Source organism: Oenococcus oeni DSM 20252 = AWRIB129, assembly GCF_000372485.1.
GTDB lineage: Bacteria > Bacillota > Bacilli > Lactobacillales > Lactobacillaceae > Oenococcus > Oenococcus oeni.
The window spans coordinates 1-14626 of record NZ_AQVA01000003.1; the positions used below are offsets into that span (position 1 = coordinate 1).

The following is a 14626-nucleotide window of genomic DNA, read 5'->3' on the forward strand; positions in this document are numbered from 1 at the left end:
ATGGTTTAACTTGGACTTTCCATTTGCGCAAGGGCTTGAAATGGTCAAACGGAGATCCACTAACTGCATCGGATTTCGTGTATGCCTGGCAAAGAACGGTTAATCCAAAGACGGCAAGTCAGTATGCTTANATNTANTCNGGAATTAAAAANGCNGANGCNATTAATTCCGGCAAGAATAAGGACTTGAGTTCTTTGGGAATCAAAGCAAAGAACAAAACAACTTTGGTTGTCACCCTAGAACACCCAATGCCTCAGTTCCAGAACTTAATGGCCTTTCCAGTCTTCTTCGCACAAGACAAGAAGTTTGAGTCGAGTTTGGGAAGCAAGGTTGGTACAAGTTCTTCCAAACAGGTTTACAGTGGTCCTTATAAATTTGTCGGTTGGAACGGTTCCAATAAGAAATTTAAGTTGGTTCCAAACAAGAACTATTGGGATGCCAAGGCAGTTAAAAACAAAGGTGTTAATTTCCAAGTTGTGACTGATACAACGGCTGCTCTGGCTCTTTACAACAAGGGCGAACTTGATCAGGTAACTTTGTCTACGCCACAGCAGATCAAGAAATATAAGAATTCTAAGAATTTTAAGATTTATAATCAATCTCAAACAGATTATCTTGAGTACAACCAGACTGGCAAGGTCAAAGGCCTAACCAATGCTAAGATTCGTGAGGCTTTAAACTTGGCAACTGATCGAAAGACCATTGCTAATTCGGTTTCCGAAGGTCTTGATTCAGCGGCTACTGGGATTACTCCAGCCGGTTTGGCTAAAACTGCCACTGGTGGCGACTTTGCTAAAGCCGCAGCCAAAGCAACCGCTTATGCCTACAACATTAAAAAAGCGAAGAAACTGTTTGCCGAAGGCATGAAAGAAGTTGGCTTGAAGAAGTTGACTTTGACAATTGAAGGATCATCGGATTCGACAGTAACTAAGTCGACGCTTGATACCCTGCAACAGTCATGGTCAGAATTACCTGGTTTGACAGTTAAAGAGAAGTTGGTTCCATTCAAACAACGTTTGCTTGATCAGGAAAATCATAATTTCGACGTTGTTCTAGCAGCTTGGAGTGCTGATTATTCTGAACCATTAACATTCTTGAATATGTTCGTTACTGGTGGTTCTAACAATGATGGAAGCTGGTCGAACAAGGAATACGATGCACTTATTAAGAGCGCTTCCGATAAAAATGCTTTGAGTGATACCAAGCGTACTGCTGACGAAATCAAAGCCGAAAAAGTTCTTTATCAAAATGCAGGTGTTAATCCTGTTTTCTGGGTAAATGCAGCGACACTTTCGAATTCAAAAGTTAAGGGTGTTCAATACTTCTCATCTGGTGCTCCTTATTACTTCTGGAACGCTTATCGTTCAAAGAAGTAAATAAATATTTTTTAGGAAATCCGGTTAATTCCGGTTTTCTCGTACATATGAAACTTATAGAAAAGTGAAGGAATATGGCAAAATACATCTTAAAAAGAATACTCATGATGGTTCTTACGGTCTTTATTGTTACCGCACTTACATTCGTGATGATGCAATGGATGCCGGGTTCACCCTTCAATAACCCGAAACTCTCCGCATCGCAAATTGCTCAATTGAGTAAGCAATATGGTTTGAGCAAACCGATTTGGCAACAGTTTCTTAATTATTTGGTCAATGCAGCTCACTTTAATTTTGGGACTTCATACATTAACACCGGTCAAAGTGTCAGCTTGATGATAAGCCAACGCTTGCCTGTTTCGATGGAATTAGGTATTCAGGCTCTGATACTCGGTGTTCCTTTAGGAATGTATATCGGTACTTACCAAGCGATGAGAAAGAACACGGCGCGCGATTATAGTTTGAGTATTATCACTCTCTTCTTCACTGCCTTGCCGGACTTTTTGTTGGGAATGTTGTTAATGCTTTTCTTTGCGATTGATATGCCGATTTTTCCGATAACTGGTTGGAATTCCTGGATGTCCAGTGTATTGCCAACTTTGGCTTTGGGAATGGGTGTCATTGCCTTTGTTGCTCGTTTTACAAGGTCGCAGACTTTGGAAACTTTGGACTCTGATCAGATTCAATTAGCTTACGCTAAGGGCCTTGATGAAGGCCAAGTTATTATGAAACATGCCGTTCGAAATTCTTTGATTCCTGTTTTGACTTTGCTTGGACCTTTGACGGCCGGGTTATTGACAGGTTCTGCGCTGATTGAAACGATTTTTTCAATTCCTGGAATAGGGAACCAATTTGTCTCCTCGATTTCTTCAAAAGACTATCCAGTTATCATGGGAACAACAATCGTGTATACGATTTTATTACAGGTTATGATTCTACTTGGCGATATTGCCACAGCGATAGCGGATCCAAGAATTCGTTTAGGGGGTAAAGACTAATGGCTGAAAAGACCTTTCAAGTTGTTGGAATCGAGTCAAGTTCCGATAATGAAAAAATTCAAAAACCATCGTTAACTTTCTGGCAGGATGCATGGCGCCGTTTAAAATTAAATAAAGTTGCCGTAGTTTCAATGTGGTTTTTAATTGCAATATCTGTTTTCACAATTGTTATGGTCCCATTTTTGAGTCAACAGCAGGCAAATAAGTTTAATCCAAACGAGATAGCGACTTATAAAGATTTGCCACCAAAGTCTGGCCTGCCAATTCCTGGTTGGGAAGGTAAGCATGATGGCGATGATCTTTATTCAGATCAGAATGTCCCGGCTGGCAAGAATTTTATTTTAGGAACCGATGATACCGGTCGTTCAGTTGCTAAAAGAGTTATTGTCGGAATAAGAATTTCTTTGACAATTGCGATTGTCGCTTCTCTTGGAGATTTGATTATTGGTGTTAGTTTCGGTGTTTTCTCCGCCTGGAAGGGTGGCTGGATCGATTTGATTCTCCAACGTTTTATTGAAATTTTAAGTTCAGTTCCCTTTATTGTCATCGTTACTTTATTTACTTTGTTGCTTGGAGCCGGAATTTGGTCGGTTATAATCTCTTTGATTCTAACCGGTTGGATTAACATGGCCCGACAGATTCGTGCACAAACACTTTCGGTTAAAGAGCAGGATTATGTTTTGGCGGCAACTGTTTTAGGGGAAAGACCTTTAAAAATTGCTATGAAACACATCATTCCTAACATAAGTTCAACTATTATTGTTCAGTTAATGATGACAATTCCACAAGCAATCACTTCTGAAGCTATTCTTTCTGCTCTTGGTTTAGGTGTTCAGCCACCAACCTCTTCTCTAGGTTCAATGATCAATGATGCACGTGACGAGATACAATACTATCCATATTTGGTTTTGATTCCAGGTACTTTTCTGGTATTGATTTCTTTGGCTTTCTACCTATTTGGCGATGGCCTTAGAGATGCATTTGATCCAAAAAGCGGCGATAGTGGAGACTAATCATGACGGAAAAACCAGTTTTACAAGTTAAAAATTTATCAGTAGAATTTCATACCTACGCCGGTACAATCAAAGCAATTAGAAACGTTTCCTTTGAACTTAACAAAGGCGAGACCTTGGCAATTGTTGGCGAATCAGGCTCCGGCAAATCCGTTACAACACATACTTTAATGGGCTTAAATGCAAGTAATGCGACAATTTCCGCCGGCCACATTTTCTATAAAGGAAAAGATTTACTGAAGTTCAGCGAAGAAGAATTCGAGGAACTTCGCGGCGGCGAAGTTGCGATGATTTTTCAGGATCCAATGACGAGTCTTGATCCGACCATGAAGATCGGAAAACAGATTATGGAAGTCATTCTCCTTCATGATGAAGATATTGAAAAAGAGCAGGCTGCTGCAAAGGCATTGGAATTAATGAAACAAGTTGGTATTCCAAATGCCGAAGAACATTTTCAGGATTATCCGCACCAATGGTCCGGTGGTATGCGCCAACGTGCTGTTATCGCTGTTGCCTTGGCAGGAAATCCGGATATTTTGATTGCCGATGAGCCAACGACTGCTCTAGATGTTACTATTCAAGCTCAAATTCTTCATTTAATGAAAGAAATTCAATCCGAAATTGATTCTTCGATTATTTTTATTACTCATGATCTTGGTGTTGTCGCCGGCATGGCTGATAAAGTGGCTGTTATGTATGCTGGTCAAATTGTCGAGTACGGCACGACGGAAGAAATTTTTTATAATCCTCAACATCCTTACACTTGGGGTCTTTTAAATTCAATGCCGACTACCGATATTGATACGGATGAACTTTCTTCGATCCCCGGTACGCCACCGGATTTACTTAATTTGCCAAAAGGCGACCCTTTTGCTCCCAGAAATCGCTATGCTTTGGATATTGACTATGAAGAAGAGCCACCATTTTTCCAATTGAGTGATACGCATTATGCAGCTACCTGGCTTTTAGATAAACGCGCACCTAAAATAACTCCTCCAAAAGAAATCTTGAAGCGTTGGGACAAATGGAAGAAATTTGGGAGCAAAAGTGCTCTGCCAAAAATTTCAAAGTTTGGTGTTGCCGAAAAAAAGAAGACGGCCAAAGAAACTGCTGTTCCAAAAAGCGGAGCTGAAGTAACTGGAAAGGACAATATATGACAGATAAGAAATTACTTGAGGTTAAAAATCTTAATCTGGCTTTTAATCCCGGAAATGCAAACGAAGTCAAGGCTATCGATAATGTCAGCTTCGATATTTACGAAGGTGAGGTTTTTGGATTAGTTGGTGAATCCGGTTCTGGAAAAACAACGATTGGTCGTACAATTCTGAAACTTTATGAACCACAATCAGGGGAAATTCATTTCGAAGGCAAAGATGTTTTGAAAATGAAATCTGTAGAATTAAGATCTTTTCGTAAAGATGCTCAAATGATTTTTCAGGATCCCCAAGCAAGTCTTAATGGTCGAATGAAAGTTAAGGATATTATTGCTGAAGGAATCGATATCCACCATTTGGCAAAAAATAAGGAAGATCGAGATAATCAAGTTGAGCATTTACTCGAATTGGTTGGTTTGAATAAAGATCATTCCAGTCGTTATCCTTACGAGTTTTCAGGTGGTCAAAGACAACGTATTGGTATTGCCCGAGCACTGGCTGTTCGGCCAAAATTTATTATTGCCGATGAGCCGATCTCGGCTTTGGATGTTTCTATCCAGGCCCAAGTCGTTAATTTGATGAAGCAGCTTCAAAAACAGGAAAAGTTAACTTATTTGTTCATTGCTCATGATTTGTCGATGGTTAAGTACATTTCCGACCGGATTGGAGTGATGCATTGGGGCAAAATATTGGAAATCGGAACCTCCGACGAGGTTTATGGAAATCCAATCCACCCTTATACTAAGAGCCTTTTAAGCGCCATTCCGATCCCGGATCCTCAAGAAGAACTTTCCCGAAAACCAATTGAGTATGATCCTACCAGCGAAACTGATGGCAAAAAACGCGAGATGCATGAAATTACACCCGGTCATTTTGTTTTTTCGACCGATGAAGAAGCAGCAGAATTCGCAAGAGGCTAACTGCTTTTTTTATTGCTTTAATTTAGTAGAATGTAAACAGTATTTCTTTTGACGAATATTCATAAACAATCCGAGGATAGCTATGTCCAGAAAACAGAAAGCATTGAAAACCAGTTAGTTAGTGGCTCAGTTTGGCTTACTTTTGGAAACTTTTTTTCCCGAATTCTTGGTGCACTTTATATCATTCCTTGGACAATCATTATCGGCAGATATTCGACTGAAGCGAATGGCCTTTTTAATATGGGATATTCCATATATGCTCTGTTTTTAATGATTGCGACAGCTGGAATTCCCACGGCGATAAGTAACTTGGTTGCCCACTATAACGCAATTAACGAAGCCCAGACTTCAATGAAATTATTTTGGCAGGGTTTAAAAATTGCTTTATTGACCGGTTTGGCTTCAGCCTTGATTTTAGGATTGTCAGCGCCTATTCTGGCAGCCGGACACCGCTTTTTAACGCCAGTGCTTTGGTCTTTGGCGCCGTCTGTGTTTATTTTTCCTTTTATGTCGATGTTTCGGGGTTTATTTCAAGGTAACCAAATGATGAAAGAGTCCGCTATTAGTCAGATTTTCGAACAGGTTGCCCGTGTCATTTACATGCTTGCCGGGACTTTTATTGTGATGAGATCAAACCCTTTAAATTGGCAGGGAGCGGTTGTCCAGTCGACTTTTGCTGCCTTTATTGGCGCTTTGTTGGGAATGTTTTACCTGCTTTATGCCTTTGCAAATCACCGCGAGCGTTTTGTCGATGCAGCTAGAAATTCATATAGAAAAGAACGTGTCGATGCCAAGGAACTGATTTTTGGAATTCTAAAACAAGCAGTTCCTTTTGTTGTTGTCGCTTCTGCTGTGACTTTTTATCAATTAATTGATCAATTTACTTACTTTGCTTCGATGAACCGTTTTTTTGATTTTTCTGATCAACAGTTGATCATTCAATTTGCTCGTTTCAATGCCAATGCAAATAAATTGGTGTTGATTATTGTCCCGTTTGCAATTGCAATTGCAGAGACGAGTTTGCCGATGCTTTCCAATGCCTATTCCAATCATAATTGGGAAAGTATTAAAAAACAGATCAAGAATATTTATCGTCTTTTTTATGTTGCTATGCTTTTGAGTGCGTTTGGCCTTTATGCTGTGGCCTTGCCGATGTACACGGTCTTTTACGGAACCAGCGATCCGGATTTGCTTGCTGGAGTTCAGCTGCTAAAAGTTAGTGCGATTGTTGCCATTTTTTTTGGTTACTTCACTATTTTATCTTTTATCATTCAAGGACTCGGTCACGCTCGGACCGCGATGAAGGCTCTGATTTATGGAATTCTTTTGAAAATGGTTTTCCAGGTGCCGATGATTTATATGTTACAGGCAACTGGTGCGATGCTAAGCACTCTAATTGGTTTCGTTTTTAGCAGCTGTTATTTGTTAAATGAGATTAAAAAGAATTATCAAGTCAGTATTCTTGATACTAGTGCCGATTTATTCAAAACTATTGTAATTGGAATTTCTGTTTTGATATCTGCTTCGATAGTTGTTAAACTGCTTGAATTAGTCTTTCCGTTAACGCGTTTTGCACAAATTATCGTTCTTCTTGTAGCAGTATTCTTTGGTGGAATCGTTGGTATATTGCTACTGATTAGATTTAATGTTGCCGATGAGCTTCTTAGACGTTTTATACCGGCAAGATTTTTTAAGGGAGTTCAACGAAAATGACAATTGATTGGAAAAGTGAATCAAGTAAGGTTCAAAAACAATTATTAAAAGATTTAAAATCACTTGTTGCTGTAAAGTCTGTTCGTGATGATCTTAACAGCAGCGACGATGCGCCCTTGGGACCGGGACCACGCGATGGATTATATAAATTTTCCGAGATGACTGGACGTGATAAATTTCAGTTAAAAATTTTAAAAAATGTTGTTGGCTACTTGGAGTATGCACCGAAAGGCGCCGATGATCAATATGTGGCAATTCTTGCACATGTTGATGTCATGCCGGCCGGCGATGGTTGGGAAACGGACCCTTTTAAGGCTGTTGAACGTTCCGGCAAGATATTCGGTAGAGGAACAGCTGACGACAAGGGACCGGGCTTAGCTGCTTATTATGGTCTCAAAATTGTTAGAGATCTTAATTTGCCATTAAAACATCGGGTCCGCTTTATTCTCGGAAGTGATGAAGAAAATGATTGGACGGGAGTTAATTATTATTTTAAAAATCAGCCCCAACCGCTATTAGGATTTTCGCCGGATGCCGATTTTCCGATCATTAATGGCGAAAAGGGTCTGGCACAGTATGAGCTTCATTTTGCCGGTCGTAATAGTGGCCGCCTGAAATTATTGAACTTTCAATCTGGCTATCGGACCAATATGGTTCCTGGCAAAGCTGTCGCTATTATTCAGGGTAATGATCTTGATACCTTCATTGGTGAATTCAAAAATTATCTTTCTGGTAAGACTGTATTATCCGGAACTGCATCTTTAGAAAAAGATCGATTAACAATCACTCTTGAGGGCAAACAAGCTCATGGAGCATGGCCGGAACAGGGAAAAAATGCCGGCACTTATCTTGCTGAGTTTTTGAAGGATTTTGCTTTTTCTGAGAATGCCAAGGATTTTTTGAATTACTTAGGTACGGTTGCTCATCAAGATCCAAAGGGCGAAAAACTCGGCATTGCTTCAACTGATAAAGTTATGGGCAACTTATCGATGAATGTTGGTATTATGCATTTTATCGATCAGGAAGACAGTTTTATAAATCTCAATATTCGTTTTCCAAAAAGTACGAATAATAAGCAAATTTTAGAAGGGCTCAATTCGAGCAAGCCAAAAGCCATGAAAGAACCCTTTGTTAATAAAGGGCTTGTACAAGAACCACATTATGTCGCTCCAGATGATGCTCTTATTAGGACACTCTTGGATATTTATCAAAAGCAGACTGGTGAAGCGGCCTATGATAAAGTAATTGGTGGCGGCACCTTTGGTCGTTTAATGAAAAGGGGAGTTGGCTATGGAGCTTTATTTCCTGATGCCGAAGCGACAATGCATCAAGCGAATGAAAATTTCCGTATTGCCGACTTGGAACGAGCGACCTCGATTTATGCTCAAGCGATTTACGAAATAGCAAACTTAGACTAAAGGGGAAATTATGTTTTTTGGAATTTTAAAAGCAATTATTTTAGGAATCGTTGAAGGAATTACCGAATTTCTACCGATTTCTTCGACTGGTCATTTAATTATTGTCGATCAGTTTGTCAAAATATCTTCCAATAAAGCTTTCACGACAACTTTTGAATATGTTATCCAATTAGGAGCGATAATTGCCGTTGTCCTGCTTTATTGGAAAAGATTGTGGCCCTTTGGAGGCGGCAAAACAGAAAAACAACGTTTTAATATTTGGGCAACTTGGGTAAAAGTTGTAGTTGGGGTTATACCTTCGGTTATCATAGGATTTCTTCTCAACGACTGGATGGACAAGCATTTAATGAATTGGTTGGTTGTTTCGATTGCTTTGATTGTTTATGGAATTGCTTTTATTTTCATTGAAAATTATCAAAAGAATAGGCGGCCAAGAGTTAGAACAATTAATCATTTGACTCTTGCTGATGTTTTAAAAATTGGTTTTTTTCAAGTTTTAAGTATCGTCCCAGGGACTTCCCGTTCTGGTGCAACTATTCTTGGCGGAATCTCAATTGGCGTTAGTCGTGAAGCCGCAGCTGAATTTTCTTTCTTTCTATCGATTCCTACGATGCTCGGTGTCTCGGTTCTAAAAATTGGGAGTTATCTTCACTCTCATGGAATGTTCAGTGGAGAACAGATCGTTATATTGTTAGTCGGCATGTTTGTTTCCTTCGTAGTTGCTTATGTGGTTATTAAATGGTTGCTAAGATTCATTCAGACCCATGATTTCAAAGCTTTTGGCTGGTACCGTATCATTCTTGGTGTTCTAGTTATTGCTTTAGGTGCGATTGGCATAATTGATTAAATTAAAAAGAGTTTGGTCGACAAGCTCTTTTTTTATCTCTTAAACTGATTAGGCAATTCTCATCCTAAAAGATTTTCCACGCAGATCAGCAAGTTTATCGTCAATCATCGAAAGAACGACTTTTTGGTTTTCTGGATCCTCCAAATTCCAATGTTGTAAATCAATTTTTATTTTAGGAGATTTGTCGTATTCTTCGTACCATTGTTTGTAAGCAGCCCACATTTTATGATAGTAATCGCGAAGACTCGGATTATTATCAAATTGCTCATAAGGACGCGCTCGTTTTTTTATCCGATACAAAATTGTCTCGAAATCGGTATCTGCATAAATCATTAGGTCAGGGGCCTTTTTCTTTAGGCCTTTTAATTCGGACATCATATTATTTAAAAGCTCATTGTAAACATTCATTTCTTGATCGGAAATGTTCCCATCTAAGTGATTTTGCTCTGTAAAAAGGGCATCTTCGTATATTGAGCGGTCTAAAACATTGTTATCGTCGGCCAAAGCTGCCTTGATCATGCTAAAACGTCGATTTAGGAAATAAATTTGGAGTAAGAAGCCATATTGTTTGGGATTCGAATAATATAGAGGCAAAACTGGATTATCCGCCACCGGCTCATAAAATGGCTCTGTGCCCAAGTGCTCGGAAATTAATTTTGTTAATGTTGTTTTTCCTACACCGATCATTCCTGCTGTTATTATCACCATATTTCCCCGCTTTCACAGTTTGTCTTTAGATAATTTAGCATCTAGGCGAACAAAAATGGGTGGATAAGTCTGTGGATTTTCAATTAAAATAAACTTGTTGTATACAAAAAGCGTCTTTACGGCGCTTTAAAATATTATAAGAATTATACGATCTTTAGGCTTTGTTCGTGGATTGATTGGATTTCTTTAGTTCCGCTCTAATATCAGTTAATAATTTAACTTCTGATTCGGCTTCGGCATCTTCTTTTTTCTCATTCTTTTTAAAGAATTTATTGATAGCCTTTATAATCAAGAATATTATAAAACCAACGATAATAAAGTTGATTACCTGATTTAAAACGGCCCCATATTTAAAAACAGCTGGACCAATCGAGAATTTAAGCGACGATAAATCCACTGCACCGGCGAATATGCCAATTATTGGACCGATCAAGTTTGTAACAATAGATTTAACAATGCTTGTAAAGGCAGCCCCCATAACAACTCCAACAGCTAAATCTATTGCGTTTCCACGCATAATAAACTGCTTAAATTCATTTAACATTTAATTTTCTTCCTCTAAATAAAAAAACTTTCTTGAAAATGATAGCAAAAAATTTGAAAAAATGACTACTTTTTTGCGATAATAGACTAGTCGTATTTATTTAAGCCCCAATGGCGGAATTGGCAGACGCGCAGCGTTCAGGTCGCTGTGAGAGCAATCTCGTGCAGGTTCGACTCCTGTTTGGGGCATTATTTAATAGATTTCCCGATATATCGTCATAGTTGATATATCGGGATTTTTCATACTCCCACAAGGGGGTGGGCATTACACACATTTATTTGTTCCACCTGTTTTTACATGTTTTTCAACGTTATGGCCACGAATGGGCCATAAATTTTAGAATAGTTGTGATAAAAAATTGGTCAGAGTTAGATTTTTTTGATGTTTCAGCTAGTATTTAAGTTATATCTTCTTTTTTTCTAATAATTTGAGATCAGAATCTTTTGCTACTTTTGTATATACAATATTTAAACGTTGGGTTGGACTTTTATTAATCAAATAATTGGCATGAGCTTCTCTTAATGTGCCTGATGGATATCTACTTTTCTTTTAACTACTGTCTGCTTAGACCTGTTTTTTCAAAGGAATTGATAAAATTCTGAAAGTTTTTTCTTGTAAAGCTGGTAAGCATTGCATTAGGTGTGTTTTTTTTTATTAGGAAACGTCAGCGACCCAAGCTTTTCTGCGTTGATGAAAACTTAACATAATTTGGTTACTTATGTACGCCACGATCGGGTGACTAAAAACATAATTACACTACTGAATTTTTTTAAATGGTAAAATTTTTTGAAATAAGGATATCTTTAGATGATTGATCTGCACCTTCATAACCTTTAGAAAGTAATTCATTTATAAAAAGACGATTATAAATGAATGCAAATACAATACTAGCTACTCCGAAGATAACACTATCAGCAATAATAATGATTAGAAACCATAGCCAATCTCCTCTAAACAAAGCTGGAAAGAACCCAAAGAAGAATACTGTCCATGAAAAACCTACTTTAGTCCGTTTAAGTTGCTTCGTTACGGGATTTTTTAAATTAACTCTCATTTCTCTATAATGTATCCCATCTTTTAACGTGAATAAGGTTGTTGCACGTAAACTTTATTCGTTTATAAACCAACTCACGTTTTTATTAAACACTTTGGCTAGTTTAACCAAGCTGGATAATTTTGGAAAAACTTTTCCCTGCTGCCAATTGATGATTATGTTTGTAGGTAATCCTGATCTTTTTGCTATTTCACTGATTGATAGATTTGATTGGCCTATTGCTAAACACAATTTGTTAGCAAAATATTCAGCCTTGTTTGAATCTTCCATTTATCCCCTCCGTAGTATTTATATACACCAGGATTAACTGGCTATAATTATTCTTTCTTGGTGCGCTTGTTAAAAAAATAAATTCCTATAAATATTGCAACGATTAACAATAGCCGCCAATAAATAAAAGCATAAGTCAAAGCGATAATAATCAGCAAGTAGGGAAGCGCTTTAATAAAAAAATTTGCACACAATACTATTAAAATTAACAAAAATAATAACCAGATTCTCTATCTCTTCCAAACGGATTAACGTGACGGCGAACGTATTTTTATAAAATAGTTTTTTATTAGAGAAACGTTTTACTATAAAAATTCCACACAAAACTTGAATTCAATAAATGAACATAAATATTCGTCATTTTCGTCGGTTTTTATTTTCCACGGTATATATAAAATCTTTATTATACCTACTTTAAATTGAATAAAGATACTGCGAGTTTTCTTATGCAACTGTATTCCGTTTAAATCGAAGAGACAAATTGATTTAGTAAAAAATAGGCAGATGGGTTTACTTGCAGGAAACTATGAAAGAAATGCTTTAATCTTGGCTTTTTAAAATCGTTATGTTCCTTCTTGAAGCATTAAGCAGGAGTTCCTCGTCTAATAATATTTTTTCCCAAAGCGAACCAATATCGGTATTGGGAGAAATCTTAAAAAAGACCAAAAAAATTCATTTATAAATTGCTCAACAAAATTGTGAGTGTAATTATTAGCAATCAGAAATATTGATAAATATTTACAAATGAAGAATTGAATTTTGACTTAAAGCATGCTTGAATTTAACCCAGTTTGCAGCCTTACATTCTGGGCAAGATGGCAGAACATCCGAATTTTTAAACAAATAAATTATTTCCCCGCAAGTCAGACACTTATAACGTCCAGCACCCGGTTTATCACCACTCTTAAACATTAACCCCTGTCTCTTTCCTTGAAAAATAAATTTAATTTTATTTTAGTACAAAAAGGTAGCGCTTACACATTATTTAACCAAGAAGTGAAATAAAAACTGTTTAACTACCCAAATTCGCTGAAACAGAGAACTCACAATCTAGAATAATATCTAGTTTGATAATTCAAATACGATATAACAATTTATCGTTCTCTTTTAGAAGAAGAGGGAACGAACTAATGCGATTATCGAAATTCCGATCGCAAAGTAGCTGAGTAAATAGGCTTTTTGAACTTTCTTGCGGGCATAGGCTTGTGGATCCAACTGTGTTAATAAAAAGTTTCTTCCCCGATTTGTTAGAGTGTATTGATCCTCATAGCCATTGGTATAATTTTCATCATAATCGCCGTGGTTTCGTACTTCTTTAACGTATCTTTCTTCGATCAAGAAATTTAAAGCTTCAGATTTGTCAATTGCCATCGGGTTGTTGGAACGATAGAGGGCCATTAGAATCTTATATTCGCTTTCATCAACATTCATATAATAATTATCTATCAATAAATTAGAAAAAGGTTATGCAATTAAGGAAACAGTATTAATAGTTGAAAGTATCGAAAATATTTTTAAAAAAATTTTTAAGTTATCGAATCTGTTGCTGATATTTTCAATATTTATGACAAAAACGCACAAAAATAAAACTAAACAACGATTTCTTTTTTATATGAGAATCATTGAGTTTAAATAATTTATATCGTGGCCTGACTGGGAAATTAACGTTTCAAAATCACCGATCAAAATTGCTTCTATTATTGGAAATGTGGTAGTTTTAAAAGATTATCGATCTCCGAATCACTATCTTTGGTTAATACATAACTTTTCTTCGGATTTTTCTTGCTAACGACCTTAACTTTATTTGCCTTCTTTCGGTTGGAAGGATTGATATAAAAATAACTAATATCACTCTTTATTTCCTGGTCCATATCATGGGCACTTGCGCGATAACTTATTCTATAATCCTTTGTTACTCTTGGACTGGCAAGTTTCACTGCAACAACTCTTTTGTTTCCTTTAGGATCCACAAACAATTTAACTGCCACTATTTCTCTTTTAAATTTTGCTTTCTTCTTTGCCATACTCTAATTTTACAAAGTTTTATTGGAGTAAACATGCATATATTTACTGTATTAATTATTGTATTTTATTCTCTTAAAGGGGCAGGAAATTAATTTCCCAAAAAACATTAAAAAATATATAAAAAAAGACCTCAATCGGTCTTCTTATTATTAATTTTTTTATTGACTTCCTTCTTTATTTTTGGAGGAAGAGTCTTATTTTGAAGCTTAATCTTATCTTTTTCGATTTCTTCTTGAACTTTCTTTTTATTGGTCATATTCCTTTACTGTGATTTATTTCTTTTCTTTGTTCATGTTCTTTTTTGCTTCGTCGACTTTTTCTTTAACGGCGTCTTTAGCATCTGACAAAATATCTTTTGCTTTTCCTACTGTTTTTTGCATCTTACCTTCGCCTTCGCGAGTTTTGTCACCGGTAACTTTGCCTTCGACTTCTTTGGCAGTACCAGCGGTTTTGTCCTTCAGTGAATCAGCTTTATCTTTTGATGACATATTACTCTCCTTAAGGTTATTTCAGCAAGATTAAACGCTTACCGATAACTTCATTATACGAGATTGAGATGAAAGTTAAATTAAATCCACTACTTAAA

The 14626-nt window shown here is 37.0% G+C and carries 16 protein-coding genes and 1 tRNA gene; 9 read left to right on the top strand and 8 right to left on the bottom strand.

The genetic code is table 11. The features are described from left to right. From A3G9_RS01000000109425 to A3G9_RS0102705, 8 genes are all read left to right on the top strand, one after another. Positions 1-1376 (top strand): peptide ABC transporter substrate-binding protein (locus A3G9_RS01000000109425; RefSeq protein ID WP_018025221.1); only part of this gene is annotated, 1376 nt, incomplete at its 5' end. A 74-nt stretch (positions 1377-1450) separates the two neighbouring features. After that, complete coding sequence (locus A3G9_RS0102675; RefSeq protein ID WP_002816403.1) at positions 1451-2374, top strand: ABC transporter permease; 924 nt, start codon at positions 1451-1453, stop codon at positions 2372-2374. Continuing rightward, complete coding sequence (locus tag A3G9_RS0102680) at positions 2374-3387, top strand: ABC transporter permease (protein WP_002818760.1); 1014 nt, start codon at positions 2374-2376, stop codon at positions 3385-3387. Before A3G9_RS0102675 ends, A3G9_RS0102680 begins: the two co-directional genes overlap by 1 nt. A gap of 2 nt (positions 3388-3389) precedes the next feature. After that, the gene (locus A3G9_RS0102685; protein WP_002818762.1) at positions 3390-4544 is read left to right on the top strand and encodes an ABC transporter ATP-binding protein; all 1155 of its coding nucleotides are present in this window, start codon (positions 3390-3392) and stop codon (positions 4542-4544) included. After that, a complete protein-coding gene (locus tag A3G9_RS0102690; protein ID WP_002818764.1) occupies positions 4541-5461 on the top strand; it encodes an ABC transporter ATP-binding protein in 921 nt (306 codons plus the stop codon). Before A3G9_RS0102685 ends, A3G9_RS0102690 begins: the two co-directional genes overlap by 4 nt. Before the next feature lie 48 nt (positions 5462-5509). Beyond that, entirely contained in the window at positions 5510-7174 is a 1665-nt protein-coding gene (locus tag A3G9_RS0102695; RefSeq protein ID WP_002818766.1) for a putative polysaccharide biosynthesis protein, read from the top strand. Next, positions 7171-8592 (top strand): dipeptidase PepV, encoded by a 1422-nt coding sequence (pepV, locus tag A3G9_RS0102700; RefSeq protein ID WP_002821820.1) that lies wholly within the window; start codon positions 7171-7173, stop codon positions 8590-8592. Before A3G9_RS0102695 ends, pepV begins: the two co-directional genes overlap by 4 nt. Positions 8593-8602: 10 nt before the next feature. Next, positions 8603-9439, top strand: a complete 837-nt coding sequence (locus A3G9_RS0102705; RefSeq protein ID WP_002818771.1) for an undecaprenyl-diphosphate phosphatase — start codon at positions 8603-8605, stop codon at positions 9437-9439. Between the two features lie 48 nt (positions 9440-9487). On the opposite strand, the gene A3G9_RS0102710 is transcribed toward A3G9_RS0102705, so the two are convergent. Next, a complete protein-coding gene (locus A3G9_RS0102710) occupies positions 9488-10147 on the bottom strand; it encodes a deoxynucleoside kinase (protein WP_002826451.1) in 660 nt (219 codons plus the stop codon). A 154-nt stretch (positions 10148-10301) separates the two neighbouring features. Further along, positions 10302-10691 carry a large-conductance mechanosensitive channel protein MscL gene (gene mscL / locus A3G9_RS0102715; protein WP_002816455.1) on the bottom strand — a complete coding sequence of 130 codons (390 nt, stop codon included), beginning with the start codon at positions 10689-10691 and terminating at the stop codon, positions 10302-10304. A 104-nt stretch (positions 10692-10795) separates the two neighbouring features. Between mscL and A3G9_RS0102720 the strand changes: the two genes are divergently transcribed. Next, positions 10796-10879: transfer RNA gene (locus tag A3G9_RS0102720), tRNA-Leu, on the top strand. A 581-nt stretch (positions 10880-11460) separates the two neighbouring features. Here the strand turns inward: A3G9_RS0102720 and A3G9_RS0102725 are convergent. The 6 genes from A3G9_RS0102725 to A3G9_RS0102755 all read right to left on the bottom strand — a co-directional run bounded on the left by A3G9_RS0102725 (position 11461) and on the right by A3G9_RS0102755 (position 14528). Continuing rightward, complete coding sequence (locus A3G9_RS0102725) at positions 11461-11745, bottom strand: hypothetical protein (RefSeq protein ID WP_002818775.1); 285 nt, start codon at positions 11743-11745, stop codon at positions 11461-11463. Between the two features lie 54 nt (positions 11746-11799). Beyond that, the gene (locus A3G9_RS0102730) at positions 11800-12015 is read right to left on the bottom strand and encodes a helix-turn-helix domain-containing protein (RefSeq protein ID WP_002818776.1); all 216 of its coding nucleotides are present in this window, start codon (positions 12013-12015) and stop codon (positions 11800-11802) included. Between the two features lie 738 nt (positions 12016-12753). Further along, positions 12754-12927, bottom strand: a complete 174-nt coding sequence (locus A3G9_RS1000000109785) for a zinc ribbon-containing protein (protein ID WP_002818778.1) — start codon at positions 12925-12927, stop codon at positions 12754-12756. A gap of 195 nt (positions 12928-13122) precedes the next feature. After that, positions 13123-13446 (bottom strand): hypothetical protein, encoded by a 324-nt coding sequence (locus A3G9_RS0102740; RefSeq protein WP_002818780.1) that lies wholly within the window; start codon positions 13444-13446, stop codon positions 13123-13125. A gap of 266 nt (positions 13447-13712) precedes the next feature. Then, positions 13713-14039: a DUF3892 domain-containing protein gene (locus tag A3G9_RS0102745; protein ID WP_002823723.1), complete on the bottom strand. Its 327-nt coding sequence runs from the start codon at positions 14037-14039 to the stop codon at positions 13713-13715. A 273-nt stretch (positions 14040-14312) separates the two neighbouring features. Continuing rightward, entirely contained in the window at positions 14313-14528 is a 216-nt protein-coding gene (locus A3G9_RS0102755; RefSeq protein ID WP_002816448.1) for a CsbD family protein, read from the bottom strand. Positions 14529-14626 lie beyond the last annotated feature (98 nt).